At 63.9% G+C, this 25,817-nt stretch carries 21 protein-coding genes and 4 tRNA genes; 20 read left to right on the top strand and 5 right to left on the bottom strand.

All coding sequences use genetic code 11. The features are described 5' to 3' along the window. Both prpF and prpD read left to right on the top strand, forming a co-directional pair. Entirely contained in the window at positions 1 to 1,179 is a 1,179-nt protein-coding gene (prpF, locus tag BM297_RS18325; protein WP_092434302.1) for a 2-methylaconitate cis-trans isomerase PrpF, read from the top strand. A gap of 98 nt (positions 1,180 to 1,277) precedes the next feature. Next, positions 1,278 to 2,762 (top strand): 2-methylcitrate dehydratase, encoded by a 1,485-nt coding sequence (prpD, locus tag BM297_RS18320; protein WP_092434299.1) that lies wholly within the window; start codon positions 1,278 to 1,280, stop codon positions 2,760 to 2,762. A 64-nt stretch (positions 2,763 to 2,826) separates the two neighbouring features. Here prpD and ppsR read toward each other — a convergent pair whose 3' ends face one another. Then, a complete protein-coding gene (ppsR, locus tag BM297_RS18315) occupies positions 2,827 to 3,645 on the bottom strand; it encodes a posphoenolpyruvate synthetase regulatory kinase/phosphorylase PpsR (protein ID WP_092434296.1) in 819 nt (272 codons plus the stop codon). A gap of 166 nt (positions 3,646 to 3,811) precedes the next feature. Between ppsR and ppsA the strand changes: the two genes are divergently transcribed. The 8 genes from ppsA (at position 3,812) to BM297_RS18275 (ending at position 11,910) form a co-directional block, all read left to right on the top strand. Then, complete coding sequence (gene ppsA, locus BM297_RS18310; RefSeq protein WP_092434293.1) at positions 3,812 to 6,181, top strand: phosphoenolpyruvate synthase; 2,370 nt, start codon at positions 3,812 to 3,814, stop codon at positions 6,179 to 6,181. Between the two features lie 72 nt (positions 6,182 to 6,253). Further along, entirely contained in the window at positions 6,254 to 7,222 is a 969-nt protein-coding gene (locus BM297_RS18305; protein WP_092434290.1) for an alpha/beta fold hydrolase, read from the top strand. A 223-nt stretch (positions 7,223 to 7,445) separates the two neighbouring features. Beyond that, positions 7,446 to 7,931 (top strand): ribonuclease E activity regulator RraA, encoded by a 486-nt coding sequence (gene rraA, locus BM297_RS18300; protein WP_092434287.1) that lies wholly within the window; start codon positions 7,446 to 7,448, stop codon positions 7,929 to 7,931. A 64-nt stretch (positions 7,932 to 7,995) separates the two neighbouring features. Beyond that, positions 7,996 to 8,994, top strand: a complete 999-nt coding sequence (locus tag BM297_RS18295) for a zinc transporter ZntB (protein ID WP_092434284.1) — start codon at positions 7,996 to 7,998, stop codon at positions 8,992 to 8,994. 54 nt (positions 8,995 to 9,048) lie between these two features. Beyond that, positions 9,049 to 9,297 (top strand): CrfX protein, encoded by a 249-nt coding sequence (locus BM297_RS18290; RefSeq protein WP_092434281.1) that lies wholly within the window; start codon positions 9,049 to 9,051, stop codon positions 9,295 to 9,297. A gap of 3 nt (positions 9,298 to 9,300) precedes the next feature. Beyond that, positions 9,301 to 10,125: a mechanosensitive ion channel family protein gene (locus BM297_RS18285; RefSeq protein WP_092434279.1), complete on the top strand. Its 825-nt coding sequence runs from the start codon at positions 9,301 to 9,303 to the stop codon at positions 10,123 to 10,125. A 102-nt stretch (positions 10,126 to 10,227) separates the two neighbouring features. Then, positions 10,228 to 10,818, top strand: a complete 591-nt coding sequence (sigX, locus tag BM297_RS18280) for an RNA polymerase sigma factor SigX (RefSeq protein WP_092434276.1) — start codon at positions 10,228 to 10,230, stop codon at positions 10,816 to 10,818. A 105-nt stretch (positions 10,819 to 10,923) separates the two neighbouring features. Continuing rightward, positions 10,924 to 11,910, top strand: coding sequence for an OmpA family protein (locus BM297_RS18275; RefSeq protein WP_092434273.1), 987 nt, complete (start codon positions 10,924 to 10,926; stop codon positions 11,908 to 11,910). 105 nt (positions 11,911 to 12,015) lie between these two features. On the opposite strand, the gene folD is transcribed toward BM297_RS18275, so the two are convergent. Then, positions 12,016 to 12,870: a bifunctional methylenetetrahydrofolate dehydrogenase/methenyltetrahydrofolate cyclohydrolase FolD gene (gene folD / locus BM297_RS18270; RefSeq protein WP_175526687.1), complete on the bottom strand. Its 855-nt coding sequence runs from the start codon at positions 12,868 to 12,870 to the stop codon at positions 12,016 to 12,018. Positions 12,871 to 13,155: 285 nt separating this feature from the next. Here folD and BM297_RS18265 point away from each other — a divergent pair. The 10 genes from BM297_RS18265 (at position 13,156) to BM297_RS18220 (ending at position 22,175) form a co-directional block, all read left to right on the top strand. Beyond that, positions 13,156 to 13,232 (top strand) — tRNA-Arg (locus tag BM297_RS18265). A 32-nt stretch (positions 13,233 to 13,264) separates the two neighbouring features. Next, a tRNA-His gene (locus tag BM297_RS18260) sits at positions 13,265 to 13,340 on the top strand. A gap of 51 nt (positions 13,341 to 13,391) precedes the next feature. Beyond that, positions 13,392 to 13,476, top strand: a tRNA-Leu gene (locus BM297_RS18255). 210 nt (positions 13,477 to 13,686) lie between these two features. Next, a complete protein-coding gene (gene tig / locus BM297_RS18250) occupies positions 13,687 to 14,997 on the top strand; it encodes a trigger factor (protein ID WP_092434267.1) in 1,311 nt (436 codons plus the stop codon). 92 nt (positions 14,998 to 15,089) lie between these two features. After that, complete coding sequence (clpP, locus tag BM297_RS18245) at positions 15,090 to 15,728, top strand: ATP-dependent Clp endopeptidase proteolytic subunit ClpP (RefSeq protein ID WP_092434264.1); 639 nt, start codon at positions 15,090 to 15,092, stop codon at positions 15,726 to 15,728. Between the two features lie 108 nt (positions 15,729 to 15,836). Next, complete coding sequence (gene clpX, locus BM297_RS18240) at positions 15,837 to 17,117, top strand: ATP-dependent Clp protease ATP-binding subunit ClpX (protein WP_092434260.1); 1,281 nt, start codon at positions 15,837 to 15,839, stop codon at positions 17,115 to 17,117. A gap of 138 nt (positions 17,118 to 17,255) precedes the next feature. Continuing rightward, positions 17,256 to 19,652 carry an endopeptidase La gene (gene lon, locus BM297_RS18235; protein ID WP_092434257.1) on the top strand — a complete coding sequence of 799 codons (2,397 nt, stop codon included), beginning with the start codon at positions 17,256 to 17,258 and terminating at the stop codon, positions 19,650 to 19,652. Positions 19,653 to 19,796: 144 nt separating this feature from the next. Beyond that, positions 19,797 to 20,069 (top strand): HU family DNA-binding protein, encoded by a 273-nt coding sequence (locus BM297_RS18230; RefSeq protein WP_090347470.1) that lies wholly within the window; start codon positions 19,797 to 19,799, stop codon positions 20,067 to 20,069. Positions 20,070 to 20,117: 48 nt separating this feature from the next. Beyond that, positions 20,118 to 20,194, top strand: a tRNA-Asp gene (locus tag BM297_RS18225). Positions 20,195 to 20,300: 106 nt separating this feature from the next. Continuing rightward, positions 20,301 to 22,175: a SurA N-terminal domain-containing protein gene (locus tag BM297_RS18220; RefSeq protein WP_092434253.1), complete on the top strand. Its 1,875-nt coding sequence runs from the start codon at positions 20,301 to 20,303 to the stop codon at positions 22,173 to 22,175. Between the two features lie 195 nt (positions 22,176 to 22,370). Here BM297_RS18220 and fabI read toward each other — a convergent pair whose 3' ends face one another. From fabI to BM297_RS18205, 3 genes are read right to left on the bottom strand one after another with little or no spacing between them, the layout of a single operon-like run. Beyond that, positions 22,371 to 23,165 (bottom strand): enoyl-ACP reductase FabI, encoded by a 795-nt coding sequence (gene fabI, locus BM297_RS18215; protein WP_092434250.1) that lies wholly within the window; start codon positions 23,163 to 23,165, stop codon positions 22,371 to 22,373. Positions 23,166 to 23,185: 20 nt separating this feature from the next. Continuing rightward, positions 23,186 to 24,793 (bottom strand): ABC transporter ATP-binding protein, encoded by a 1,608-nt coding sequence (locus BM297_RS18210; RefSeq protein WP_092434248.1) that lies wholly within the window; start codon positions 24,791 to 24,793, stop codon positions 23,186 to 23,188. 4 nt (positions 24,794 to 24,797) lie between these two features. Beyond that, positions 24,798 to 25,817, bottom strand: coding sequence for an ABC transporter permease (locus BM297_RS18205; RefSeq protein WP_092434245.1), 1,020 nt, complete (start codon positions 25,815 to 25,817; stop codon positions 24,798 to 24,800).

Below are 25,817 nucleotides of genomic sequence, written 5' to 3'. Positions count from 1 at the left end.
ATGGCTCATGTACCCCAGATCCGTGTTCCGGCCACCTATATCCGTGGCGGCACCAGCAAGGGTGTGTTCTTCCGTCTGCAGGATCTGCCGCAAGCCTGCCAGGTGCCGGGCGCGGCGCGTGACCAGCTGCTGCTGCGCGTGATCGGCAGCCCCGATCCGTACGGCCAGCAGATCGACGGCATGGGTGGTGCGACCTCCAGTACCTCCAAGACCGTGATCGTCGCCAAGAGCGAGCAGCCGGAGCATGACGTCGACTACCTGTTCGGTCAGGTGGCGATCAACAAGGCGTTCGTCGACTGGTCCGGCAATTGCGGCAACCTGACCGCCGCGGTCGGTGCCTTCGCCATCGCCGGTGGTCTGGTCGATGCCTCGCGCATTCCGCACAACGGCATCTGCACCGTGCGCATCTGGCAGAAGAACATCGGCAAGACCATCATCGCCCATGTGCCGATCACCAACGGCGCAGTGCAGGAAACCGGCGATTTCGAGCTGGACGGCGTGACCTTCCCGGCCGCCGAGGTGGTCATCGAGTTCATGGATCCGGCCGACGGCGAAGGCTCGATGTTCCCCACCGGCAACGTGGTCGACGATCTGGAAGTGCCGGGCATCGGCACCTTCAAGGCCACCATGATCAACTCCGGCATCCCGACCATCTTCGTCAATGCCGCCGACATCGGCTACACCGGTACCGAGCTGCAGAAGGATATCAACGCGGACGCCGAGGCCCTGGCGCGTTTCGAGACCATGCGCGCCTACGGCGCGCTGAAGATGGGACTGATCGCGGACGTCGCCGAAGCTGCCGCCCGCCAGCACACGCCGAAGATCGCCTTCGTCGCCCCGGCTACCGACTACGTGTCCTCCAGTGGCAAGACCGTGGCGGCCGGCGATATCGACGTCTGCGTGCGCGCGCTGTCGATGGGCAAGCTGCACCACGCCATGATGGGCACCGCCTCGGTGGCCATCGCGACCGCGGCGGCGGTGCCGGGCACCCTGGTCAACCTGGCCGCTGGTGGTGGCCTGCGTGAAGCGGTGACCTTCGGTCATCCGTCCGGCACCCTGCGCGTCGGCGCATCGGCGGCCGAAGTCGACGGCGAGTGGACCGCCACCAAGGCGGTGATGAGCCGCAGCGCCCGCGTGCTGATGGAAGGCTGGGTGCGGGTACCCGGCGATACGTTCTAGCGCGCGTTAGCGCCCCTACCTGCTCTGCGGAGCAGGTAGGGGCGTTTCTGTTCTGGTGGCTAAGCTTTCTCCTACTTGCCACCGGAGGGAGCACCACGATGTCCGCCACCTTTGATCTGAACATCCGCCCCGACTACGACCAGGTCCTGCAGGACATTGCCGACTACGTTCTGAGCTACCGGATCGACTCCGCCGAGGCGCTGGATACCGCCCGCAACTGCCTGATGGATACCTTGGGCTGCGGTCTGCTGGCCCTGCGCTTTCCCGAATGCACCAAGCACCTCGGCCCGCTCGTCGAGGGCACGGTGGTACCGAACGGCGCGCGCGTGCCGGGCACCAGCTTTCGCCTGGATCCGGTCAAGGCGGCCTGGGATATCGGCGCCAGCGTGCGCTGGCTGGACTACAACGACACCTGGCTGGCCGCCGAGTGGGGCCACCCGTCCGACAACCTCGGTGGCATTCTCGCCGTGGCCGACCATCTCGCGCAGCAGCGCGTGTCGCAGGGCGATGCCCCGCTGACCATGCGTGCCGTGCTGGAAGCGATGATCATGGCCCACGAGATCCAGGGCGTGTTCGCCCTGGAGAACTCCTTCAACCGCGTGGGCCTCGATCACGTGCTGCTGGTCAAGGTGGCTTCCACCGCCGTCTGCGCCAAGCTGATGGGCGCCAGCCGCGAGCAGCTGCTGTCCGCGCTGTCGCATGCCTTCGTCGACGGTCAGGCGCTGCGCACCTACCGTCACGCGCCGAACGCCGGTTCGCGCAAGTCCTGGGCTGCCGGCGATGCCTCCAGTCGCGGCGTACGCCTGGCCGACATCGCCATGCGCGGCGAGATGGGCATCCCGGGCGTGCTGAGCGCGCCGCAGTGGGGCTTCTACGACGTGCTGTTCAGTCACACCAACAAGGACCTGGCGACCAAGCCGGCGGACCAGCGCCAGTTCAGCTTCCCGCAGGGCTTCGGCACCTACGTGATGGAGAACGTGCTGTTCAAGATCAGCTTCCCGGCCGAGTTCCATGCGCAGACCGCCTGCGAAGCGGCGGTCAGGTTGCATCCGCAGGTCAAGGATCGTCTGCACGAGATCGACCGGATCGTCATCACCACCCACGAGTCGGCGATCCGCATCATCTCCAAGGTTGGCCAGCTGGCCAACCCGGCCGACCGCGACCACTGCATCCAGTACATGACCGCCGTGCCGCTGGCCTTCGGCAATCTGGTCGCCGAGCACTACGAGGATGACTTCCATGTCGCCCATCCGATCATCGACGAGTTGCGCGACAAGATGGTGATCGTCGAGCACGAGCGCTACACCCGCGAGTACCTGGAGGCCGACAAGCGCTCCATCGCCAACGCCGTGCAGGTGTTCTTCGCGGATGGTTCGAGCACCGAGCAGGTGGCGGTCGAGTACCCGATCGGCCACCGCCGCCGCCGTGCGGAGGGCATCCCGCTGCTGGAGGAGAAGTTCAAGACCAACCTGGCGACCCGTTTCCCGGCGCCGCGTTGTGCGCGGATCTTCGCGCTGTGCAAGGACCAGGTTGCCCTCGAGGCCACTGCGGTCAACCGCTTCATGGATCTGTGGGTGATCTGAACTGGCCGGACAAAGACAGCCCCGGGTTTCCGGGGTCTTGTGACGGATGGCGCGAACGGGGAGGTTACTTGAGGCGCCGCTCGACGCCCTTTTCCACCAGGATCTTGGCGGCGATCTCTTCCACGGAGAAGTGTGTGGAGTTGATGAAGGGGATGTTCTCGCGGCGGAACAGGTTTTCCACCTCGCGTACCTCGAACTCGCACTGGGCGTAGCTGGCGTAGCGGCTGTTGGGTTTGCGCTCGTTGCGGATCGCGGCCAGGCGGTCGGGGTCGATGGTCAGGCCGAACAGCTTGTTCTTGTGTTCCTTGAGGGCGGCAGACAGCTGCAGGCGCTCCATGTCGTCTTCGGTCAGCGGATAGTTGGCGGCGCGGATGCCGTACTGCAGGGCCATGTACAGGCAGGTCGGGGTCTTGCCGCAGCGCGACACGCCGACCAGGATCAGGTCGGCCTTGCCGTAGTAGTGGGTGCGCGCGCCGTCGTCGTTGTCGAGGGCGAAGTGCACGGAGTCGATGCGCTCCATGTAGTTGGGGTTGTGGGCGATCGAGTGCGACTTGCCTACGGTGTAGGAGGAGTGCGAGGCCAGTTCCTGCTCCAGCGGCGAGAGGAAGGTCGAGAAGATGTCGACCATGAAGCCGTTGCAGTGCGACAGCACCTCGCGGATGTCGCGGTTGACGATGGTGTCGAAGATGATCGGGCGCACCCCGTCTGCCTCGGCAGCTGCATTGATTTGTTGTACCATTGCCTGCGCTTTTTCCGCCGTATCGATGTATGGTCGGGTCAGTTTGTGGAAGTTGATGTTTTCAAACTGTGCCAGCAGACTCTGGCCAAGCGTCTCGGCAGTGATGCCGGTACCGTCGGAAATGAAGAAAGCGGTGCGTTTCATGTGCGCCCTGGCCTGAAGGATGGGAATCATTCCCGACAATTATGGAGTGGCTGAGTTCAGCCCTCCGCCGTCTTGACGGCATTTTTACTTATTTTCCCGGGCCCGGCCACAAGCAAGGGTTCGAATGAACAGCGGTTTCTGCACACACCTTAGGGGAGAAGTCACCTTGGCAGAGTACGTAGTTTCCCTCGATAAGCTCGGCAACCATGACGTCGAGCACGTAGGGGGCAAGAATGCCTCGCTGGGCGAGATGATCAGCAACCTCGCCGGCGCGGGTGTCTCCGTACCTGGCGGTTTCGCCACTACGGCCCAAGCCTACCGTGACTTCCTCGATCAGAGCGGCCTCAACGACCGTATCCATGCCGCGCTCGACGCGTTGGACGTGGACGACGTCAATGCCCTGGCCAAGACCGGCGCGCAGATCCGTCAGTGGGTGATGGAGGCCGAGTTCCCGGCCCGCCTGGATGCCGAAATCCGCAAGGCCTTCGCCGAAATGGCCCAGGGCAACGACAACATGGCGGTGGCCGTGCGCTCCTCGGCGACCGCCGAAGACCTGCCGGACGCCTCCTTTGCCGGCCAGCAGGAAACCTTCCTCAACATCCGCGGCGTGGACAACGTGATCCGCGCGGCCAAGGAAGTGTTCGCCTCCCTGTTCAACGACCGTGCCATCGCCTACCGCGTGCACCAGGGCTTCGACCACAAGCTGGTCGCCCTGTCCGCCGGCGTGCAGCGCATGGTGCGTTCGGAAACCGGTACCGCCGGGGTGATGTTCACCCTGGATACCGAGTCCGGCTTCCGTGACGTGGTGTTCATCACCGGTGCCTACGGTCTCGGCGAGACCGTGGTGCAGGGCGCGGTGAACCCCGACGAATTCTATGTCCACAAGCCGACCCTGGAAGCCGGCCGTCCCGCCATCCTGCGCCGCAACCTGGGCAGCAAGGCGATCAAGATGGTCTACGGCGACGAGGCCAAGGCCGGCAAGTCGGTCAAGGTGGTCGACGTCGAGCGCGCCGATCGCGCCCGTTTCTCGCTGAGCGACGCCGAAGTCACCGAGCTGGCCAAGCAGGCGCTGATCATCGAGAAGCACTACGGTCGTCCGATGGACATCGAGTGGGCGAAGGATGGCGACGACGGCCAGCTGTACGTGGTCCAGGCCCGTCCGGAAACCGTGAAGAGCCGCTCCAACGTCAATGTCATGGAACGCTACCTGCTCAAGGAGAAGGGCAAGGTGCTGGTGGAAGGTCGCGCCATCGGCCAGCGCATCGGCGCCGGCCCGGTCAAGGTGATCCACGACATCGCCGAGATGGACAAGGTGCAGCCGGGCGACGTGCTGGTTTCCGACATGACCGACCCGGACTGGGAACCGATCATGAAGCGCGCCAGCGCCATCGTCACCAACCGTGGCGGGCGTACCTGCCATGCGGCGATCATCGCCCGCGAGCTGGGCATCCCGGCGGTGGTTGGCTGCGGCAACGCCACCCATGTGCTCAAGGACGGCCAGCAGGTCACCGTGTCCTGCGCTGAAGGCGACACCGGTCTGATCTACGAGGGCGCGCTGGGCTTCGACATCCGGCAGAACTCGGTGGACGCCATGCCCGATCTGCCGTTCAAGATCATGATGAACGTTGGCAATCCTGACCGTGCCTTCGACTTCGCCCAGCTGCCCAACGAGGGTGTGGGCCTGGCGCGACTGGAGTTCATCATCAACCGCATGATCGGCGTGCATCCCAAGGCGCTGCTCAACTTCGCCAGCCTGCCGGCGGAGCTCAAGGACAGCGTCGAGAAGCGCATCGCCGGCTACAACGATCCGGTCGGCTTCTACGTCGAGAAGCTGGTCGAAGGCATCAGCACCCTGGCCGCGGCCTTCTGGCCGAAGAAGGTCATCGTGCGCATGTCGGACTTCAAGTCCAACGAATACGCCAACCTGATCGGCGGCAAGCTCTACGAGCCGGAAGAAGAGAACCCGATGCTCGGCTTCCGCGGCGCCTCGCGCTACATCAGCGAGTCGTTCCGCGACTGCTTCGAGCTCGAGTGCCGGGCGATGAAGAAGGTCCGCAACGAGATGGGTCTGACCAACGTCGAGATCATGATCCCGTTCGTGCGCACCCTCGGCGAGGCCTCGCAGGTCATCGACCTGCTCGCCAGCCACGGCCTCAAGCGCGGCGAGAACGGCCTGCGCGTGATCATGATGTGCGAGCTGCCGTCCAACGCGCTGCTGGCCGAGGAGTTCCTCGAGTTCTTCGACGGTTTCTCGATCGGCTCCAACGACCTGACCCAGCTGACCCTGGGCCTGGATCGCGACTCCGGGATCATCGCCCACCTGTTCGACGAGCGGAACCCGGCGGTCAAGAAGCTGCTGTCCAGCGCCATCCAGGCGTGCCGCAAGGCCGACAAGTACATCGGCATCTGCGGCCAGGGGCCGTCCGACCATCCGGATCTGGCCAAGTGGCTGATGGAGCAGGGCATCGACAGCGTGTCACTGAACCCGGACTCGGTGCTCGACACCTGGTTCTTCCTGGCGGAAGGTCAGGCCTGACAGCGGTTCTGAGCAGGTGACAAGAGGGCGGGGCAATCCCGCCCTTTTTTGTGCAATAGAAAAAAGAACAGCATGCAAAGCAGCAGCAAACTCTTTCCCGTCGCGCTGGTCAGCGCCGAACTGCGCGGCGATCTGACCGAAGACGTCTATCTCCTCAAGCCCAACAACAGCCCCGACCCCTCGGTCGAGCTGGCCCTGACCCGCCTCGGGCGGGCCGGGCGTGACGGTGCGCGCGGTGCGCCGCTGGTGCTGCTGCATGGCAGTTTCGCCAATCGGCGCATCTGGTACACCACGGGCGGGCAGGGCCTGGGTGCCTGGTTGGCGCACGCCGGCTTCGACGTCTGGCTGGCGGAGATGCGCGGTCATGGTCTGTCGCCGCGCAACCTGAGCTACCGCGACAACCGCGTGGCCGACTATGCGCGTTACGACCTGCCGGCGATTGCCGCCTTCGTCGGCGAGCAGTGTGCCGCTCCGGCGCACTGGCTGGGACACGCGCAGGGCGGGCTGGCCCTGGCCGCGACGCTGGGTGGCGGGTATCTGGATGCGGCGCAGCTGGCCTCGCTGACCCTGTGCGGCAGCCAGATCAGTTGCCGACACGGGGTGCTCGGGCTGCCACCGCTGGGTTGGGTGGCGCGCTTGCTGCTGCGTCGGCGCGAGCAGGTGGCTGCGGGCTGGCTGGGGCTGGGGGAAGGCTACGAGGATGAGCCGGCGGGGGTGGTGCGTGAAAGCCTGCGTTGGTTCGGCCTGTTCGGGCGCTTCGGCGAAGGACGTCAGGATTGGGCGGCGGGGCTGGCCGAGGTGACGGTGCCCGTGCTGGCGTTGGCCGGCGCGGGGGATCGCGCCGCGCCGGCTGCGGCATGTCGGCAGTTGCTCGAGCGCTTCGGTTCGCCGCTGCGCGAGTCTCTCTGTCTGGGGCGCGTCGAAGGCTTTGCCGAGGATTACGGGCAGGTCGCCATGTTGCTGGGCAGCAACGCCCGCTGCGAGGTATGGCCGCTGCTTGAGTACTGGTTGCGCCATCAGCGGTTGCCGGAGCGACGCTGAGCAGGCCAACCGATACGTTTGCCTAGTTTCCACTCCGCGCAGATCTGGCTAGGATCGACAGGGTGATGGTCTGCTCGCTTGCGCTAGGGGCGCCGCGTCACGGCATCGCCTTCGGGCGGGTGAGCGGTTGTGCCATCAATGCTGTCTGTTCGCCGCTGCTGCGGCTGGGCCGCCCTGTGGCGGCGAGAATAGCAGCGTCGATCTCTAACGCAAGGAATCTGACATGCAATACGTGACCCCCGATCTGTGCGATGCCTACCCCTATGTCGATGTTGTCGAGCCGATGTTCAGCAACTTCGGCGGTCGCGACTCCTTCGGTGGCCAGATCGTCACCATCAAGTGCTTCGAGGACAACTCGCTGGTCAAGGATCAGGTCGAGCTGGATGGTCGTGGCAAGGTGCTGGTGGTCGATGGCGGCGGCTCGCTACGGCGTGCCCTGCTCGGCGACATGCTGGCCGAGAAGGCGGCCAAGAACGGTTGGGAAGGCATCGTGGTGTACGGCTGCGTCCGTGATGTGGATGTGCTCGCGCAGACCGATGTCGGCGTGCAGGCGCTGGCTGCCCACCCGATGAAGACCGAGAAGCGCGGTATCGGCGACCTGAACGTGGAAGTCACCTTCGCGGGCGTCACCTTCACCCCGGGCCACTACGTCTACGCCGACAACAACGGCATCATCGTGGCCCACGAAGAGCTGAAGATGCCCGAGTAAGCGGGTGCTGTTTCCTCGGCCTGCAATGCGCGGGTCGAAGGAAACCGTTGCGGCTGGAGAGGCCATGCAGTCCTACGAGGGAAGCAACGAGCGCGGGCTGGTCTACGGTTTCGTGCTGGACGGCGAGGGCGGGGCGCGCAGGATTCAGCGCAACGAGCTGGAGGTGCTCGACCTGCGTCCGCAGGAAAGCCTCTGGCTGCACTGGGATCGCAGCGTGCCGCAGGCGCAGCAGTGGTTGCGCGAAACCAGCGGTTTGCACGCGTTCGCCTGCGATCTGCTGCTGGAAGAAGCGACCCGGCCGCGACTCGTGCCGCTGGGCCGGGAATCGCTGTTGCTGTTTCTGCGCGGGGTCAACCTGAATCCCGGGGCTGCCCCGGAAGACATGGTGGCGCTGCGCATCTATGCCGATGCCCGCCAGGTGATCTCCCTGCGCATGCGTCCGGTCAAGGCGGCGGGGGCCTTGTGCGACGCCTTCGAGAGTGGCGAAGGGCCGAAGAGCGCCTCGGAAGTGATGCTGTTTCTCGCCGAGGCCATGACCGACGGCGTGGATCTGCTGGTCTCAGGCGTTGCCGAGCAGCTCGACGAACTCGAGGATGCGCTCGAGCAGAATGAAAGGAAGATGCCCGACCGCCAGTTGCTGCTGACCTTGCGTCGCCGGGCGGCCAGTGTGCGCCGCTACCTGGCCCCGCAGCGGGAGATCTACGCGCAACTGGTGCGCGCCCCGCTGCCCTGGTTCGTCGCCGATGACACCGACTACTGGAACGAGCTGCACAATCGGCTGACCCGTCATCTCGAGGAGCTCGATCTGGTCCGCGAGCGGGTCAGTTTGCTGCAGGAGGCCGAGCATCGCCGGGTCACCGAGCGGATGAATCGCACCATGTACATGCTCGGCATCGTCACCGGCTTCTTCATACCGATGAGCTTCGTGACCGGTTTGCTCGGCATCAATGTCGGCGGCATTCCGGGTGCCGAACATCCGCATGGCTTCGTGATCATCTGTGTGCTGATCGCAGGTATGGCGGTATTCCAGTGGTGGCTGTTCCGTCGACTGCGCTGGCTGTGATGTGACCCATCCGGCGGCCGTGGCGTCTTGAACTGACATACCGCAGAGGTGGATATGCACGATCCCTTCGAAGAATCCCTGCGCGATCTGCTCAGGGGTGCCCCGGCCGAGTCGGCCGACAGCGCCCGGCTGGACCGCGTACTCAAGGCCGCCAATCGCCAGACCGGCGCCGGCGATCTGTTCGCTCTGTTGGGGCGCTGGTTCGAGGCGCTGATGATCGGCCTTGATAGCGGCACTGCACGCAAGCTGCCGGCCACCCGTCGACTGCATCCCGCTGCGCGGCACGCGCATAAGGCTGAATGAAGAATGGAATTCGATATCTGGACGCAAAGCCTGCTGAGCGCCATGAGCACCCTGTGGAGCAAGCTGGCCGGTTTCATCCCCAACCTGCTCGGCGCGCTGGTGGTGGCGCTGCTCGGCTTCATCGTCGCCAAGCTGCTCGACGCGCTGTTTTCCAAGCTGCTGGCCAAGATCGGCCTGGACCGGCTGATGGCCGGGGCGGGGCTGACCAAGCTGCTCGAGCGTGCAGGGGTCCATGCGCCCGTGTCCACGCTGGTCGGCAAGATCATCTATTGGTTCGTGCTGCTGGTATTTCTGGTGTCGGCCGCCGAGTCGCTCGGTTTGCAGCGGGTTTCGGCGACCCTCGACCTGTTTGCGCTCTATCTGCCCAAGGTGTTCGGTGCTGCGCTGGTCCTGCTGGCGGGCGTGCTGTTGGCGCAACTGGCTGGTCGGCTGGTGCGCGGCGCGGCGGATGGGGTTGGATTGGAGTACGGCAGCAGTCTCGGGCGGATCGCCCAGGGGCTGGTGATCATCATCAGCATCTCGGTCGCCATCGGCCAGCTGGAGGTGAAGACCGACCTGCTCAATATCGTGATCGCCATCGTGCTGGCTTCGGTCGGCCTGGCGCTGGCTCTGGCGCTGGGGCTGGGCAGTCGCGAGGTGGTCGGGCAGATCATTGCCGGCATCTACCTGCGCGAACTGTACGAGGTCGGCCAGCAGATCCGTGTTGGCGACGTCGAGGGGGTGATCGAGGAGATCGGTACGGTCAAGACCATCCTGCTGACCGACGATGGCGAGCTGGTCACGCTGTGCAATCGCCTGCTGCTGGCGCGACGGGTCGTCAGTCGCTGAAACGGGGCTTTTGCCATCCTTTTCTGCTAAATTAAGCGGTCATCCCGGCACCTGCGCCAGGCGCAGGTTGTCCCTATCCGATCCGCAGCCGGTCTGCCTCGCTTGAACAAGCCCCACTCCCAGTATCAGCGCTACGATGCCCGCGAACTCACCGATGAGGAGCTCGTGCAGCATGCGCGCGTGGAGCTGTTTCATGTTACTCGCGCCTACGAAGAACTCATGCGCCGTTACCAGCGCACATTGTTCAATGTGTGTGCGCGCTATCTCGGCAATGACCGGGATGCCGATGACGTGTGTCAGGAAGTCATGCTCAAGGTTCTCTATGGGCTGAAGAACTTTGAGGGCAAGTCGAAGTTCAAGACCTGGCTGTACAGCATCACCTACAACGAATGCATCACCCAGTACCGCAAGGAGCGGCGCAAGCGGCGCCTGCTGGACGCGCTCAGTCTCGATCCCCAGGAGGAAGCCTCGGAAGAGAAGACGCCGAAGCCGGAGGAGCGCGGCGGTCTTGATCGCTGGCTGGTGCATGTCAATCCGATTGACCGGGAGATCCTGGTGTTGCGCTTTGTGGCTGAGCTCGAATTCCAGGAGATCGCCGATATCATGCACATGGGTTTGAGCGCCACCAAGATGCGCTACAAGCGTGCCCTCGATCGGCTGCGTGAGAAGTTTGCAGACGCAAGTGTGGAGTGAGTCGCGGAGAAAATTCTATGGTTTGGCGCGTGCGTGTTAAACTTATGGCCTAGCTGCGTGTCATAACAGTGCAGCTAACAAATTTTCTTGCTGGGGATTTAACGGATGAAACTGAAAAACACCTTGAGTGTAGTCATTGGCTCTCTGGTTGCCGCTTCTTCCATTGGTGCGTTGGCCCAAGGCCAAGGCGCAGTTGAGGTGGAGGCTTTCGGCAAGCACTATCTGAGCGATAGCCAGCGCGGCTTCGAAGACGAAGGCGAGCTCTACGGCGCCGGTATCGGTTACTTCCTGACCGATGACGTTTCCCTCAATCTGTCGCATGGTGTCTACAGCGACGTGACCTCCGATGATCCGCTTGCTGGTGGTGGCCACAAGGACATCAAGGGCAGCCTGACCTCCCTCGATGCGGTCTATCATTTCGGCACTCCGGGTGTGGGCTTGCGTCCCTACCTTTCCGCTGGTGCTGCTCACCAGAGCATCGGTCAGCCTGATCGCAGCGGTCGCAACAACAGCACCTTCGCCAACCTTGGCGCTGGTGTGAAGTACTACTTCACCGAGAATGTCTTCGCCAAGGCCGGTGTCGATGGCATGCACAACATCGATCAGGGCGATTCCGAGTGGATGGCCGGCGTGGGTGTTGGTCTGAACTTCGGCGGTGGCCAGGCTCCGGCCCCGGCTCCGGTGGTCGCTGCTGCTCCGGTCGAAGAGCCGGCTCCGGTTGCCGAGCCGGTACCGGAAGTCGTGCGCGTCGAGCTGGATGTGAAGTTTGATTTCGACAAGGCCCAGGTGAAGTCGGAAAGCTTCGCCGACATCCAGAGCCTGGCGGACTTCATGAACCAGTACCCGCAGACCTCCACCACTGTTGAGGGGCACACCGACTCCGTCGGCACCGATGCCTACAACCAGAAGCTGTCCGAGCGTCGCGCTGCGGCCGTGCGTGACGTGCTGGTCAACCAGTATGGTGTTGCCGATGCTCGTGTCAGCTCGGTGGGTTACGGTGAGTCCCGTCCGGTGGCTGACAACGCTACCGAAGCTGGTCGCGCTGTGAACCGTCGCGTGGAAGCGGAAGTGGAAGCTCAGGTCCAGCAATAATCGGCTTGATTGGCTTCGAATAAAAAAACCCGGCTTCGGCCGGGTTTTTTTATTTCTGCTCTGGCTGGCGCTCCGTTGCGCGGACGCCGGCCGAGCGTAGAGATGTCAGTCGTGCAGCTGCTCTGCGGCGTACAGGGTGTTTTCCAGCAGGCAGGCGCGGGTCATCGGGCCGACGCCGCCCGGTACCGGGGTGATCCAGCTGGCGCGCTCGGCGGCGGGGGTAAATTCGACGTCGCCGACCAGGCGGCCATCGGCCTGGCGGTTGATGCCGACGTCAATGACAATGGCGCCTTCCTTGATCCATTCGCCCTTGACCAGTCCGGGCTTGCCAACGGCCACCACCACGATGTCGGCCTGGCTCAGGTGGTTGGGCAGATCGCGGGTGAAGCGGTGGGTTACGGTGGTGGTGCAGCCGGCCAGCAGCAGTTCGAGCGCCATCGGGCGGCCGACGATGTTGGAGGCGCCGACGACCACGGCATGCAGGCCGTGCAGGTCGACCCCGGTGCTGTGCAGCAGGGTCATGATGCCCTTCGGCGTGCAGGGCTGCAGTACCGGCATGCGCTGGGCCAGGCGGCCGATGTTGAACGGGTGGAAGCCGTCGACATCCTTGTCCGGCTGGATGCGCTCGAGCAGTTGCGAGGCGTCCAGGTGGGCGGGCAGCGGCAGTTGCACCAGGATGCCGTCAATGGCCGGGTCGGCGTTGAGGCGGTCGATCAGGCTGAGCAGTTCTTCCTGCGAGGTGTTGCTGTCGAGGTCGTGGGCCTGGGAGATGAAGCCGACTTCTTCGCAGTCCTTGCGCTTGTGGGCAACGTAAACCTGGGAGGCTGGATCGCTGCCGACCAGAATGACGGCCAGCCCGGGGGTGCGCAGGCCTTGCTGGCGGCGCTCGGCTACGCGCTGGGCGATCTGTTGGCGGAGGCGGGCGGCGATGGCTTTGCCGTCGATCAGTTGTGCGGTCATGACGCTTGGAGAACCGTGAGAGTCAGTTAAAAAGGTAGGGCATTCTCGCACGGGGCGGCGGTGGGGCAAAGGCAGCTCGCGCGCAAATCCGGCGGCTCTACCTGCGTGCTTGCTATGTGCTTGAAAATTTTCAAAAAAATCGTTGACGAGGGAAGTGCTCATGGATAACATGTGCCCCGCTTGACGAGCAAAGCCCCAAACGAAAGCAAAGGCTGGCTCGGTGATTAGCCACCTCGAGGAGAGATAAGGCTCCTTGAATCCGGCTAGTGGGTTGCAGCCACAAACGCGCCCGTAGCTCAGCTGGATAGAGCATCCGCCTTCTAAGCGGATGGTCGCAGGTTCGAGTCCTGCCGGGCGCGCCAATGAGGCTGCTTGGCACAAGCAATGCAATATGGTGGGCGTAGCTCAGTTGGTAGAGCACAGGATTGTGGCTCCTGGTGTCGTGGGTTCGATTCCCATCGTCCACCCCATATTCCGAAACGCCAGGCCTAGCCTGGCGTTTTCGTTTCTGCTTCACTCGCGCGGACGTGGTGGAATTGGTAGACACGCTGGATTTAGGTTCCAGTGCCGCAAGGTGTGAGAGTTCGAGTCTCTCCGTCCGCACCATCATTCGGTCGCTGCATCCGTGTTCGGGTGTCTGGGCCAGCATCGTCGGGGTTCCTGCGTAGCGCCCTCGGGATGTCGCCTCTCAGTCGTTCCCTGGCCTGTGCCTTTTCTGTTGCCCGCCGGGTGACTTCTGCGAAATCACCTACTAGAATGCATGCCCTATTTATGGGGCCGGCAGGGCCGGCTTTGTCTGTGCAACGAGGATCATCCATGCAAGTTTCTGTTGAAGCCACCTCCGCTCTCGAGCGTCGCATGACCGTTGGCGTGCCCGTCGAGCGCATCGAGACCGAAGTCAACAAGCGTCTGCAGCAGACCGCCCGTCGTGCCAAGATCGCAGGTTTCCGTCCCGGCAAGGTGCCGATGAGCATCATCCGCCAGCGCTACGAGGACTCCGCTCGCCAGGAGGCTCTGGGCGACCTGATCCAGGCCACCTTCTATGAAGCCGTGGTGCAGGAGAAGCTGAACCCGGCCGGTGCGCCGTCCGTCGAGCCGAAGGCCTTCGAGAAAGGTCAGGCGCTCGAGTATGTCGCCACCTTCGAGGTGTTTCCCGAATTCCAGGTTGCCGGTTTCGAGTCCATCGCTGTCGAGCGTCTGCAGGCTGACGTGACCGATGCCGACGTCGACAACATGCTCGAGATCCTGCGCAAGCAGAACACTCGTTTCGAGGCTGTCGAGCGCGCCGCGCAGGATGGCGATCAGCTGAACCTCGACTTCGTTGGCAAGATCGACGGCGAGGCCTTCGCCGGCGGCAGCGCCCAGGGCACCCTGTTGGTGCTGGGTTCCGGCCGCATGATCCCGGGCTTTGAAGCAGGTCTGGTCGGTGCCAAGGCCGGTGAGGAGCGCGTGCTGAACGTGACCTTCCCCGAGGACTACCAGAACCTGGATCTGGCCGGCAAGGCCGCCGAGTTCGCCGTGACCGTCAATGCGGTTGCCGAGCCGAAACTGCCGGAGCTGAACGAGGAGTTCTTCGCCCAGTTCGGTGTCAAGGAAGGCGGCGTCGACGGCTTCCGTGCCGAAGTGCGCAAGAACATGGAGCGCGAGCTGCGCCAGGCCATCAAGTCCAAGGTCAAGAACCAGGTGATGGAAGGCCTGCTGGCGGCCAACGCGGTCGAGGTGCCGAAGGCGCTGATCGGCAACGAAGTCAACCGTCTGCGCGTGCAGGCCGTCCAGCAGTTCGGTGGCAACATCAACCCCGAGCAACTGCCGGCCGAGCTGTTCGAAGAGCAGGCCAAGCGTCGCGTGGTGCTGGGCCTGATTGTCGCCGAAGTGGTCAAGCAGTTCGAGATCAAACCGGACGAAGCTCGCGTGCGCGAGCTGATCGAGGAAATGGCTTCCGCCTACCAGGAGCCGGAGCAGGTCATCGCCTGGTACTACAAGAACGCCCAGCAGCTGGACGAGGTTCGCTCGGTTGTTCTGGAAGAACAAGTCGTGGATACTGTCCTGCAAAAGGCCAATGTCACCGACAAGCAGGTCTCCTACGAGGATGCGGTCAAGCCGGCGGAAGCTCCGAAAGCCGAGTAAAGCCCACGGCACTTGTTAGAGTCCTCCATAAGCCAGCCTCAGTGCTGGCTTATGCGTCTCTAGGACATGATTGATATAGGGAGTGAGCCAGAATGTTCCGCAATTCTTTTGAGTCGCAGTTCGATGTGCAGGCCGCCGGCGGCCTGGTACCCATGGTGATCGAGCAGTCGGCGCGCGGCGAGCGTGCCTACGACATCTACTCGCGCCTGCTCAAGGAGCGGGTGATCTTTCTGGTCGGCCCGGTCGAGGACTACATGGCCAACCTGGTGGTGGCCCAGCTGCTGTTCCTCGAGGCAGAGAATCCGGACAAGGATATCCACCTCTATATCAACTCGCCGGGCGGCTCGGTGACTGCGGGCATGTCGATCTACGACACCATGCAGTTCATCAAGCCCGATGTGTCGACCATCTGCGTCGGCCAGGCCTGCAGCATGGGCTCCCTGCTGCTGACGGCGGGTGCCGCCGGCAAGCGCTACTGCCTGCCGCACTCGCGAGTGATGATCCACCAGCCGCTGGGTGGTTTCCAGGGCCAGGCCTCGGATATCGAGATCCATGCGCGCGAGATTCTCACCATTCGTGATCGACTGAATCGCATCCTGTCGACGCACACCGGTCAGCCGCTGGACGTTATTGCCCGCGATACCGATCGCGACAACTTCATGAGTGGCGAAGAGGCGGTCAAGTACGGCTTGATCGATCAGGTGCTGAACAAGCGCCAGCTGCCCGTCTGACAACCTCTGCATGCCCCTGGCCGGGATGTTACCGGCCGTTTCGCGGGCTTGAAAAAGCCTGCGATTGTCTCCATCTTGTGTTCATGCCTACCGGATTGGATTGATCGAATGACAGACACCCGCAACGGCGAGGACACCGGCAAACTGCTTTACTGTTCCTTCTGCGGCAAGAGCCAGCACGAAGTACGCAAGCTGATCGCTGGTCCCTCGGTCTTTATCTGCGACGAGTGCGTCGACCTGTGCAACGACATCATCCGCGAGGAGGTGCAGGAGGCCCAGGCTGAGAGCAGCGCCAACAAGTTGCCTGCGCCCAAGGAAATCAGCAGCATCCTCGATCAGTATGTGATCGGTCAGGAGCGTGCGAAGAAGGTTCTGGCGGTTGCGGTGTACAACCACTACAAGCGTCTCAGCCAGAAAGAGAAGAAGGACGATGTCGAGCTGGGCAAGAGCAACATCCTGCTGATCGGGCCGACCGGTTCGGGCAAGACCCTGCTCGCCGAGACTCTCGCGCGGCTGCTCAATGTGCCCTTTACCATTGCCGATGCGACCACGCTGACCGAAGCCGGCTATGTCGGCGAGGACGTGGAGAACATCATCCAGAAGCTGCTGCAGAAGTGCGACTACGATGTCGAGAAGGCCCAGATGGGTATCGTCTACATCGACGAGATCGACAAGATCTCGCGCAAGTCGGACAACCCCTCGATCACCCGCGACGTCTCGGGTGAGGGTGTGCAGCAGGCTCTGCTCAAGCTGATCGAGGGCACCGTTGCCTCGGTGCCGCCGCAGGGCGGACGCAAGCATCCCCAGCAGGAGTTCCTGCAGGTCGACACGCGCAACATCCTGTTCATCTGCGGCGGCGCCTTTGCCGGGCTCGAGAAGGTCATCCAGAGTCGTTCGACCAAGGGTGGCATCGGTTTCAACGCCGAGGTGCGCAGCAAGGATACCGGCAAGAAGGTCGGTGAAGCGCTGCGCGAGGTGGAGCCGGATGATCTGGTCAAGTTCGGCCTGATTCCCGAGTTCGTCGGTCGCCTGCCGGTCATCGCCACGCTCGAGGAGCTGGACGAAAAGGCCCTGATGGAGATCCTCACCGAGCCGAAGAACGCGCTGACCAAGCAGTACGCGCGCCTGTTCGAGATGGAGGGCGTCGAGCTGGAGTTCCGCACCGATGCCCTGCATGCCGTGGCGCGCAAGGCCCTGGAGCGCAAGACCGGTGCCCGTGGTCTGCGTTCGATCCTCGAAGGGATCCTGCTCGACACCATGTACGAGATCCCCTCGGCCACCGAGGTCAGCAAGGTGGTGATCGACGAGAGCGTGATCGAAGGCACCTCCAAGCCGCTGCTGATCTACGAGAGCAGCGAGCAGCCTGCCAAGGCCGCGCCAGAGGCGTGACCATCCAAAGGGGCCTGCGGGCCCCTTTGTTGTTCCTGTGCAGTGCAAAAGCTTGTTTTTTCCGCACTAGCCCCCCATCTTGGATCCATGTCCAACGCCCGTGTGTCTCTGTTGTCGGGCCTACCAAGAGTTGAAAGCATGAACGCAATCATCGAGTTGCCCCTTCTGCCGCTGCGTGATGTGGTGGTTTATCCGCACATGGTCATCCCGCTGTTCGTCGGGCGTGAAAAGTCCATCGAGGCGCTTGAGGCGGCGATGAGCGCAGACAAGCAGATTCTGCTGCTGGCCCAGAAGAATCCGGCGGATGATGACCCAGCCCCGGAAGCGCTGTACCAGGTAGGCACCGTGGCCAGCGTGCTGCAGTTGCTGAAACTGCCGGATGGTACGGTCAAGGTGCTGGTCGAGGGCGGCCAGCGTGGTGCGGTCGAGCGCTTCGTCGATGGCGACACCCATGCGCGCGCAGAGGTGCGCCTGGTCGAGGAAGGCGAGATTGCCGAGCGTGAGTCGGAGGTCTTCTGCCGCAGCCTGCTGAGTCAGTTCGAGCAGTACGTGCAGCTGGGCAAGAAGGTGCCCGCCGAGGTGCTGAGCTCGCTGAGCGGTATCGACGATCCGGCGCGCCTGGTCGATACCATGGCGGCGCACATGGCGCTGCGTATCGAGCAGAAGCAGGAAATCCTCGAGATTACCGACCTGACCAGCCGTATCGAGCATGTGCTCGGTCTGCTGGATGCCGAGATCGACCTGTTGCAGGTCGAGAAGCGCATCCGCGGTCGGGTCAAGAAGCAGATGGAGCGCAGCCAGCGCGAGTACTACCTGAACGAGCAGATGAAGGCCATTCAGAAAGAACTCGGCGAGGGCGAGGAAGGCCACAGCGAGGTCGACGAGCTGAAGAAGCGCATCGACAACGCCGGCATGAGCAAGGAAGCCCTGCAGAAGGCCAATGCCGAGCTGAACAAGCTCAAGCAGATGTCGCCGATGTCGGCCGAGGCCACCGTGGTGCGCTCCTACATCGAGTGGCTGACCAACGTGCCGTGGCAGGCCGAGAGCAAGGTGCGTCTCGACCTCAAGCGTGCCGAAGAGATCCTCGACGCTGACCACTACGGTCTGGAAGAGGTCAAGGAGCGGATCCTCGAGTTCCTCGCCGTGCAGAAGCGCGTGAAGAAGCTCAAGGGGCCGGTGCTGTGCCTGGTTGGTCCGCCGGGGGTGGGCAAGACCTCGCTGGCCGAGTCGATCGCCCGTGCGACCAATCGCAAGTACGTGCGCATGGCGCTCGGTGGTGTGCGTGACGAAGCCGAGATTCGCGGTCACCGCCGTACCTACATCGGCTCCATGCCCGGTCGCCTGATCCAGAAGATGACCAAGGTCGGCGTGCGCAACCCGCTGTTCCTGCTCGACGAGATCGACAAGCTGGGCAGCGACATGCGTGGCGATCCCGCCTCGGCGCTGCTCGAGGTGCTCGATCCGGAGCAGAACCACAACTTCAACGATCACTATCTGGAAGTGGATTACGATCTGTCCAACGTGATGTTCCTGTGCACGGCCAACTCGATGAACATCCCGGCGCCGCTGCTCGACCGCATGGAGGTCATCCGTCTGCCGGGCTACACCGAGGCGGAAAAGATCAACATCGCCACCAAATACCTGGTGACCAAGCAGGCCGAGGCGAACGGCCTGAAGAAGGGCGAGCTGAGCTTCGAGGAAGAGGCCCTGCGCGACATCATCCGTTTCTACACCCGCGAGGCCGGGGTGCGTAACCTGGAGCGACAGATCGCCAAGGTCTGCCGCAAGGCGGTCAAGGACGGCGCCGCTGCGAAGCGCATCCAGATCACCGTCACCAGCGACAGCCTCGAGCATTACCTGGGCGTGAAGAAGTTCCGCTACGGCCAGGCCGAGCAGCAGGATCAGGTCGGCCAGGTGACCGGCTTGGCGTGGACCCAGGTAGGCGGCGAACTGCTGACCATCGAGGCCGCGGTGGTGCCCGGCAAGGGCCTGCTGATCAAGACCGGCTCGCTCGGCGACGTGATGGGCGAGTCGATCACTGCGGCGCTGACCGTGGTGCGCAGCCGGGCCAAGAGTCTGGGAATTGCGCCGGACTTCCACGAAAAGCGCGACATCCACATCCACGTGCCGGAAGGCGCCACGCCCAAGGACGGTCCGAGCGCTGGCATCGGCATGTGCACCGCGCTGGTTTCCGCAGTGACCGGCATTCCGGTGCGGGCCGATGTGGCGATGACCGGGGAAATCACCCTGCGCGGGCAGGTGCTGGCCATCGGTGGTCTCAAGGAGAAACTGTTGGCGGCTCACCGCGGCGGTATTACCACCGTGATCATTCCCGAGGAAAATGTGCGGGATCTCAAGGAAATTCCGGAGAACATCAAACAAGATCTGCAGATCAAACCGGTCAAATGGATTGACGAGGTCCTGCAGATTGCGTTGCAATACAAGCCTGAGCCCTTGCCTGACGCGGCTCCCGAGCGCGCAGGGGCAGATGACAAGCGCGATGCCGAAGCCAACGAGCGAATCAGCACGCACTAGCCAGAGGGCTTCCTTGACACTCTTTTCGGGCGCTTGATATAAAGCGCCTCCTCGCATGTCGGCAAGCCCAACAGCAGACCTGATATTTGCTGCACCAAATCCAGATACGAAAATCGAACTCAACAGGAATAAAGGGGACTTAGAGTGAACAAGTCGGAACTGATCGATGCCATCGCCGCATCTGCTGATATCCCGAAAGCTGTTGCCGGCCGAGCGCTGGATGCTGTAATCGACTCCATCACCGGTGCCCTGAAAGATGGCGACTCGGTCGTGCTGGTTGGTTTTGGCACCTTCGCCGTCAAAGAGCGTGCTGCCCGTACCGGTCGCAACCCGCAGACTGGCAAGCCGATCGAGATCGAAGCGGCCAAGATCCCCGGCTTCAAGGCTGGTAAAGCCCTCAAGGATGCCGTCAACTAAGCGTCTTTCTGGCAAGTTTCCCCGGGCTGCCATGGGTAGCCCGGCAGCGGAGCGGTAGTTCAGTCGGTTAGAATACCGGCCTGTCACGCCGGGGGTCGCGGGTTCGAGTCCCGTCCGCTCCGCCAGTTATCGAGAAGGCGCATCCTCGGATGCGCCTTTCTTTTATCTTCACTGCCATAACCCACGCCGGATGCTTGCCTGGGCAGGGTGCCGGCCGCGTTTGGGGGCTGCATGCTTCAAAATATCAGGGACAACTCGCAGGGCTGGATCGCCAAGACCATCATTGGCGTGATCATCGTGCTCATGGCGTTGACCGGCTTCGATGCGATCATGAGCGCCGCGAACAACAACCAGGATGCCGCCGAAGTCAACGGCGAGAGCGTCAGCAAGGATGAGTTGAGCCGCGCCGTGGACATGCAGCGCCGCCAGCTGGCCCAGCAACTGGGCAGCCAGTTCGATGCGTCGCTGCTGGACGACAAGCTGCTGCGCGAAAGTGCGCTGAAGGCGCTGATCGATCGCAAACTGCTGCTGCAGAGCGCCGGCGAGGCCGGTTTCGGCTTTTCCCAGCAGGCGCTCGACCAGCTGATCCTGCTCACCCCCGAATTCCAGATGGATGGCAAGTTCGATCCCGACCGCTTCGACCAGGTGATCCGGCAGATGGGTTACAGCCGCCAGCAGTTCCGCACCCTGCTGGCGCAGGAAATGCTCATCGGCCAGCTACGTGCCGGTATGGCAGGCAGCGGTTTTGTCACCGACCAGGAAGTCCGCAGCTTTGCCGCCCTCGAACGGCAGACCCGCGATTTCGCTACCCTGGCGATCAAGGCGCGACCGGAGCAGGTCGAGGTCTCCGACCAGCAGGTCAAGGCCTACTACGACGAGCATGCCGGCGAGTTCATGACCTCCGAGCAGGTGCTGATCGAGTACATCGAGCTGAAGAAGGAGGCCTTCTTCGATCAGGTCGAAGTCTCCGACGAGGCGATCCAGGCCGAGTACGAGAAGGAAATTGCCAATCTCGGCGAGCAGCGTCGCGCCTCGCACATCCTCCTGGAAACCAGCGACAAGCTAAGCGACGAGCAGGCGAAGGCCAAGCTCGAAGAGCTGCGCCAGCGCATCGAGCAGGGCGAGGACTTCGCCGCCCTGGCCAAGGAGTTCTCCAGCGACCTGGGCTCGTCCGCAAATGGCGGCGACCTCGGTTTCGCCGCGGCGGGCGTCTACGACCCGGCGTTCGAGGCGGCTCTGTTCGCCCTCAAGGTCGGCGAGCTGTCGGCTCCGGTGAAGAGCGAGTTCGGCTGGCACCTGATCCGCCTAGACGACGTGCAGGCAGCCGAAGTGCCGACGCTGGCGAGCCTGCGGCCGCAGCTCGAGCACGACCTCAAGGCCCAGCAGGTCGAACAGCGCTTCGTCGAAGTGAGCAAGCAGCTTGAGGATGCCGCCTTCGAGTCCGCCGACCTGGCCCAACCGGCCCAGGAGCTCGGTCTCGAGGTCAAGCAGGCCGCGCCGTTCGGCCGCGAGGGCGGCGAAGGCATCGCCGCCAATCGTCAGGTGCTGCAGGCCGCCTTCAGTCCCGAAGTGCTGACCGAAGGTGCCAACAGCAGCATCCTCGAGCTGGATCCGGATACCGTGGTGGTCTTGCGCGTCAAGGAGCATCGCAAGCCCGAGCAGATGGCGCTGGAGTCGTTGCGCGATCGCCTGCGTGAGCGTATCCGCCAGGAGCAGGCCGCCGCGGCGGCGAAGGCGCGTGGCGAGGCCCTGCTGGCTGACCTGCGTGCGGGCAAGACCCCAGTGATCCAGGCCGAGTCGGGTGAAGCCTGGCAGGTGACCGAGGCGGCCTCGCGCAGCCAGGAAAATGTCGATCCGCAGGTGCTGCAGGCGCTGTTCCGCATGCCGCGGCCGGCCGCTGCCGACAAGCCGGGCTTCGCCGGGCTGTCGCTGGGCAATGGCGACTACCTGGTCCTGCGTCTGAACGGCGTGAGCAGCAGCGAGGCCGAGTTGTCGGCGGAAGAGCTGGTGATGTACCGCCGCTTCCTGGCCTCGCGCAGCGGCCAGCAGGACTTCCTGGCCTTCCAGCGCCAGCTGCAGACCGAGGCGAAGATCGAGCGGTTCTGATCCGCACGCACCTGGTCCGCAGTGACACCGCCAACGCCTCCGCAAGGGGGCGTTGTGCTTTGCGGCGCGTAGCTTTACGGCGCGGTTGGCGCAGGTGCGCTACGGCGAGAGAAGAGGGGGGAGGGGTGAAGCGCGGGCGTGGCCGGATGGCCGGGAGAAGGCCGACCCGCACGCAGGCGGGTCGGTGTGGATCGCTTAGTCTTCCAGCGAGCCCATGGCGGTGGTGTTGAAGCCACCGTCGACGTACATGATTTCACCACTGATGCCCGAAGCTAGGTCGGAGCACAGGAAGGCGCCGGCATTGCCGACTTCGTCGATGGTCACGTTGCGGCGCAGCGGAGTCTGGCGCTCGTTGGCTGCCAGCATCTTGCGGAAGCTGGCGATGCCGCTTGCTGCCAGGGTGCGGATCGGGCCGGCGGAGATGCAGTTGACGCGGGTGCCTTCCGGGCCGAGGCTGCCGGCCAGGTAGCGCACGCCGGCTTCCAGGCTGGCCTTGGCCATGCCCATCACGTTGTAGTTGGGCATGGTGCGCTCGGCACCCAGGTAGGACAGGGTCAGCAGGCTGCCATTGCGGCCCTTCATCATTTCGCGACCGGCCTTGGCCAGGGCAATGAAGCTGTAGGCGCTGATGTCGTGGGCGATCTTGAAGCCTTCGCGGGTGGTGACTTCGGTGAAGTCGCCGTTCAGCTGGTCGCCCGGGGCGAAGCCGACCGAGTGGACGATGCAGTCCAGGCCATCCCACTTCTTGCCCAGTTCCTCGAACACGCGGGCGATGTCGTCATCGCTGGCCACGTCGCAGGGGAAGCACAGGTCGGCGCTGGAGCCCCAGCCTGCGGCGAACTCTTCGACGCGGCCCTTGAGCTTGTCGTTCTGGTAGGTGAAGGCCAGTTCCGCACCCTCGCGGTGCATCGCGGCGGCGATGCCGGAGGCGATGGACAGCTTGCTGGCGACGCCGACGATCAGCACGCGCTTACCGGTGAGAAAACCCATTGTGTACTTCCTCTTTCTGGTTAATCGGCAGCGCCCGGAGCCATGAAGGCGGCTTCGAGCAGCTGCTGGGTATAGGGGTGCTGCGGCGCGTGGAAAACCGTGCGAGCCTCACCCTGTTCGACCACCTTGCCGTGCCTGATCACCATCAACTGGTGACTCAGGGCGCGGACCACCGCCAGGTCATGGCTGATGAACAGATAGGTCAGATTGTACTTGTGCTGCAGGCTGCGCAGCAGCTCCACCACCTGGCGCTGTACCGTGCGGTCGAGGGCCGAGGTCGGCTCGTCGAGCAGGATCAGCTGCGGGCGCAGTACCAGGGCGCGGGCGATGGCGATGCGCTGACGCTGGCCGCCGGAAAACTCGTGAGGGTAGCGGTGGCGGGTGTCTGGATCCAGGCCTACCTCACCCAACACGTCAATAATGGCCCGTTCGCGCTCGGCAGGCGTACCGATGGCATGGATTTCCAGGCCCTCGCCGATGATCTGGCTCACCGACATGCGTGGGCTCAGGCTGCCGAACGGGTCCTGGAATACCACCTGCATCTGCCGGCGCAGCGGGCGCACCGCCTGCTGGTCGAGGCCGTCGAGGCCCTGGCCGTCGAAACGGATCCCGCCGCGACTGCCGATCAGACGCAGGATCGCCAGGCCCAGGGTGGACTTGCCTGAGCCGCTCTCGCCGACGATGCCCAGGGTCTGTCCCTGCGCCAGGCGGAAGTTGACCCCGTCGACCGCCTTGACGTGATCGACGGTACGGCGCAGCAGGCCCTTCTTGATCGGGAACCACACGCGCAGGTCGTCGACCTCGAGCAGCGGCTTGCCGGGCGGATTGTCCGCCGGACCGCCGCTGGGGTCGGCGCTGAGCAGTTCCTGGGTATAGGGATGCTGGGGGGCCGCGAACAGCTTTGCGCACTCGGCCTGTTCGACGATACGGCCGCGCTGCATGACACACACGCGATGGGCGATGCGCCGCACCAGGTTGAGGTCGTGGGTGATCAGCAGCAGGGCCATGCCCAGGCGCGCCTGCAGCTCCTTGAGTAGCTCGAGGATCTTCAGCTGCACGGTGACGTCCAGTGCGGTGGTCGGCTCGTCGGCGATGAGGATTTCCGGCTCGTTGGCCAGGGCCATGGCGATCATCACCCGCTGGCGCTGGCCGCCGGACAGCTCGTGGGGATAGGCCTTCAGACGCTTGGCCGGCTCGGGGATGCCGACCAGCTCGAGCAGCTCCAGCACCCGGGCCCGCGCCGCGGCGCCGGTCAGGCCCTTGTGCAGGGCCAGCACCTCGGCGATCTGCTTCTCCACCGGATGCAGCGGGTTGAGCGAGGTCATCGGCTCCTGGAAGACCATGGCGATGCGGTTGCCGCGGATGCCGCGCAGGCGCCGCTCCGGCAGCTTGAGCAGGTCCTCGCCGCCGTAATGGATGCTGCCCTGCGGGTGGCTGGCCTGCGGGTAGGGCAGCAGGCGCAGGATGGAGTGGGCGGTCACCGACTTGCCCGAGCCGCTCTCGCCGACCAGCGCCAGGGTTTCGCCCGGATGGATGTCGAAGCTGACACCATGCACCACGGTCTGCGGCGCGCCGCCATGGCTGAAGGCTACCTGCAGGTCGCGGATCTCGATCAGGGGTTTGCTCATGGCCTCACTTCCTCGGGTCGAAGGCATCGCGCGCGGCCTCGCCGATGAACACCAGCAGGGTCAGCATCAGCGCCAGCACGGCGAAGGCGCTGATGCCCAGCCACGGCGCCTGCAGGTTGGACTTGCCCTGGGCGACCAGTTCGCCCAGCGACGGCGAGCCGGGCGGCAGGCCGAAGCCGAGGAAGTCCAGCGCGGTCAGGGTGCCGATGGCGCCGGTGAGGATGAAGGGCAGGAAGGTCATGGTCGAGACCATGGCGTTGGGCAGGATGTGCCGGTACATGATCGCGCCGTTGCCCATGCCCAGGGCGCGGGCGGCGCGCACGTACTCGAGGTTGCGCCCGCGCAGGAATTCGGCACGCACCACGTCGACCAGACTCATCCAGGAGAACAGCAGCATGATGCCCAGCAGCCACCAGAAATTCGGCTCGACGAAGCTGGCGAGGATGATCAGCAGATAGAGCACCGGTAGACCCGACCAGATCTCCAGGAAGCGCTGGCCGACCAGGTCGACCCAGCCGCCGTAGAAGCCCTGCAGGGCGCCGGCGGCGACGCCGATGATCGAGCTGAGCAGGGTCAGGGTCAGGGCGAACAGCACCGAGATGCGAAAGCCGTAGATCACCCGCGCCAGCACGTCGCGGCCCTGGTCGTCGGTACCCAGCCAGTTGTCCGCCGAGGGCGGCGCGGGGGCCGGCACCTTGAGTTCGTAGTTGATGCTGTCGTAGCTGTAGGGGATCGGCGGCCAGAGCATCCAGCCGCCCTTCGAGTCGATCAGCTCGCGCATGTACGGGCTCTTGTAGTCGGCCTCCAGGGGGAATTCGCCGCCGAAGGCGGTTTCCGGATAGCGCTTGACCACCGGCACGTACCACTGGCCGTCGAAACTGACCAGCAGCGGCTTGTCGTTGGCGATCAGCTCGGCGCCGAGGCTGAGCACGAACAGGCCGAGAAACAGCCACAGCGCGTACCAGCCGCGCTTGTGCGCCTTGAACAGCGCGAAGCGCCGCTGGTTGATGGGCGAGAGGGCCAT

This window comes from Geopseudomonas sagittaria (genome assembly GCF_900115715.1).
GTDB classification, from domain to species: Bacteria; Pseudomonadota; Gammaproteobacteria; order Pseudomonadales; family Pseudomonadaceae; genus Geopseudomonas; species Geopseudomonas sagittaria.
The sequence above is the reverse complement of the archived record's forward strand: the minus strand, read 5'-3'. Positions and strand labels throughout refer to the sequence as shown.

Coding starts and splice junctions, on each gene's coding strand:
- prpF (WP_092434302.1), top strand. CDS start 1: ATGGCTCATGTACCCCAGATCCGTGTTCCGGCCACCTATATCCGTGGC.
- BM297_RS18210 (WP_092434248.1), bottom strand. CDS start 24,793: ATGAGCAAACCCCTGATCGAGATCCGCGACCTGCAGGTAGCCTTCAGC.
- BM297_RS18220 (WP_092434253.1), top strand. CDS start 20,301: ATGCTTCAAAATATCAGGGACAACTCGCAGGGCTGGATCGCCAAGACC.
- tig (WP_092434267.1), top strand. CDS start 13,687: ATGCAAGTTTCTGTTGAAGCCACCTCCGCTCTCGAGCGTCGCATGACC.
- prpD (WP_092434299.1), top strand. CDS start 1,278: ATGTCCGCCACCTTTGATCTGAACATCCGCCCCGACTACGACCAGGTC.
- clpP (WP_092434264.1), top strand. CDS start 15,090: ATGTTCCGCAATTCTTTTGAGTCGCAGTTCGATGTGCAGGCCGCCGGC.
- BM297_RS18305 (WP_092434290.1), top strand. CDS start 6,254: ATGCAAAGCAGCAGCAAACTCTTTCCCGTCGCGCTGGTCAGCGCCGAA.
- folD (WP_175526687.1), bottom strand. CDS start 12,870: ATGACCGCACAACTGATCGACGGCAAAGCCATCGCCGCCCGCCTCCGC.
- BM297_RS18295 (WP_092434284.1), top strand. CDS start 7,996: ATGCAGTCCTACGAGGGAAGCAACGAGCGCGGGCTGGTCTACGGTTTC.
- BM297_RS18205 (WP_092434245.1), bottom strand. CDS start 25,817: ATGGCCCTCTCGCCCATCAACCAGCGGCGCTTCGCGCTGTTCAAGGCG.
- BM297_RS18275 (WP_092434273.1), top strand. CDS start 10,924: ATGAAACTGAAAAACACCTTGAGTGTAGTCATTGGCTCTCTGGTTGCC.
- rraA (WP_092434287.1), top strand. CDS start 7,446: ATGCAATACGTGACCCCCGATCTGTGCGATGCCTACCCCTATGTCGAT.
- ppsR (WP_092434296.1), bottom strand. CDS start 3,645: ATGAAACGCACCGCTTTCTTCATTTCCGACGGTACCGGCATCACTGCC.
- fabI (WP_092434250.1), bottom strand. CDS start 23,165: ATGGGTTTTCTCACCGGTAAGCGCGTGCTGATCGTCGGCGTCGCCAGC.
- lon (WP_092434257.1), top strand. CDS start 17,256: ATGAACGCAATCATCGAGTTGCCCCTTCTGCCGCTGCGTGATGTGGTG.
- BM297_RS18285 (WP_092434279.1), top strand. CDS start 9,301: ATGGAATTCGATATCTGGACGCAAAGCCTGCTGAGCGCCATGAGCACC.
- BM297_RS18290 (WP_092434281.1), top strand. CDS start 9,049: ATGCACGATCCCTTCGAAGAATCCCTGCGCGATCTGCTCAGGGGTGCC.
- clpX (WP_092434260.1), top strand. CDS start 15,837: ATGACAGACACCCGCAACGGCGAGGACACCGGCAAACTGCTTTACTGT.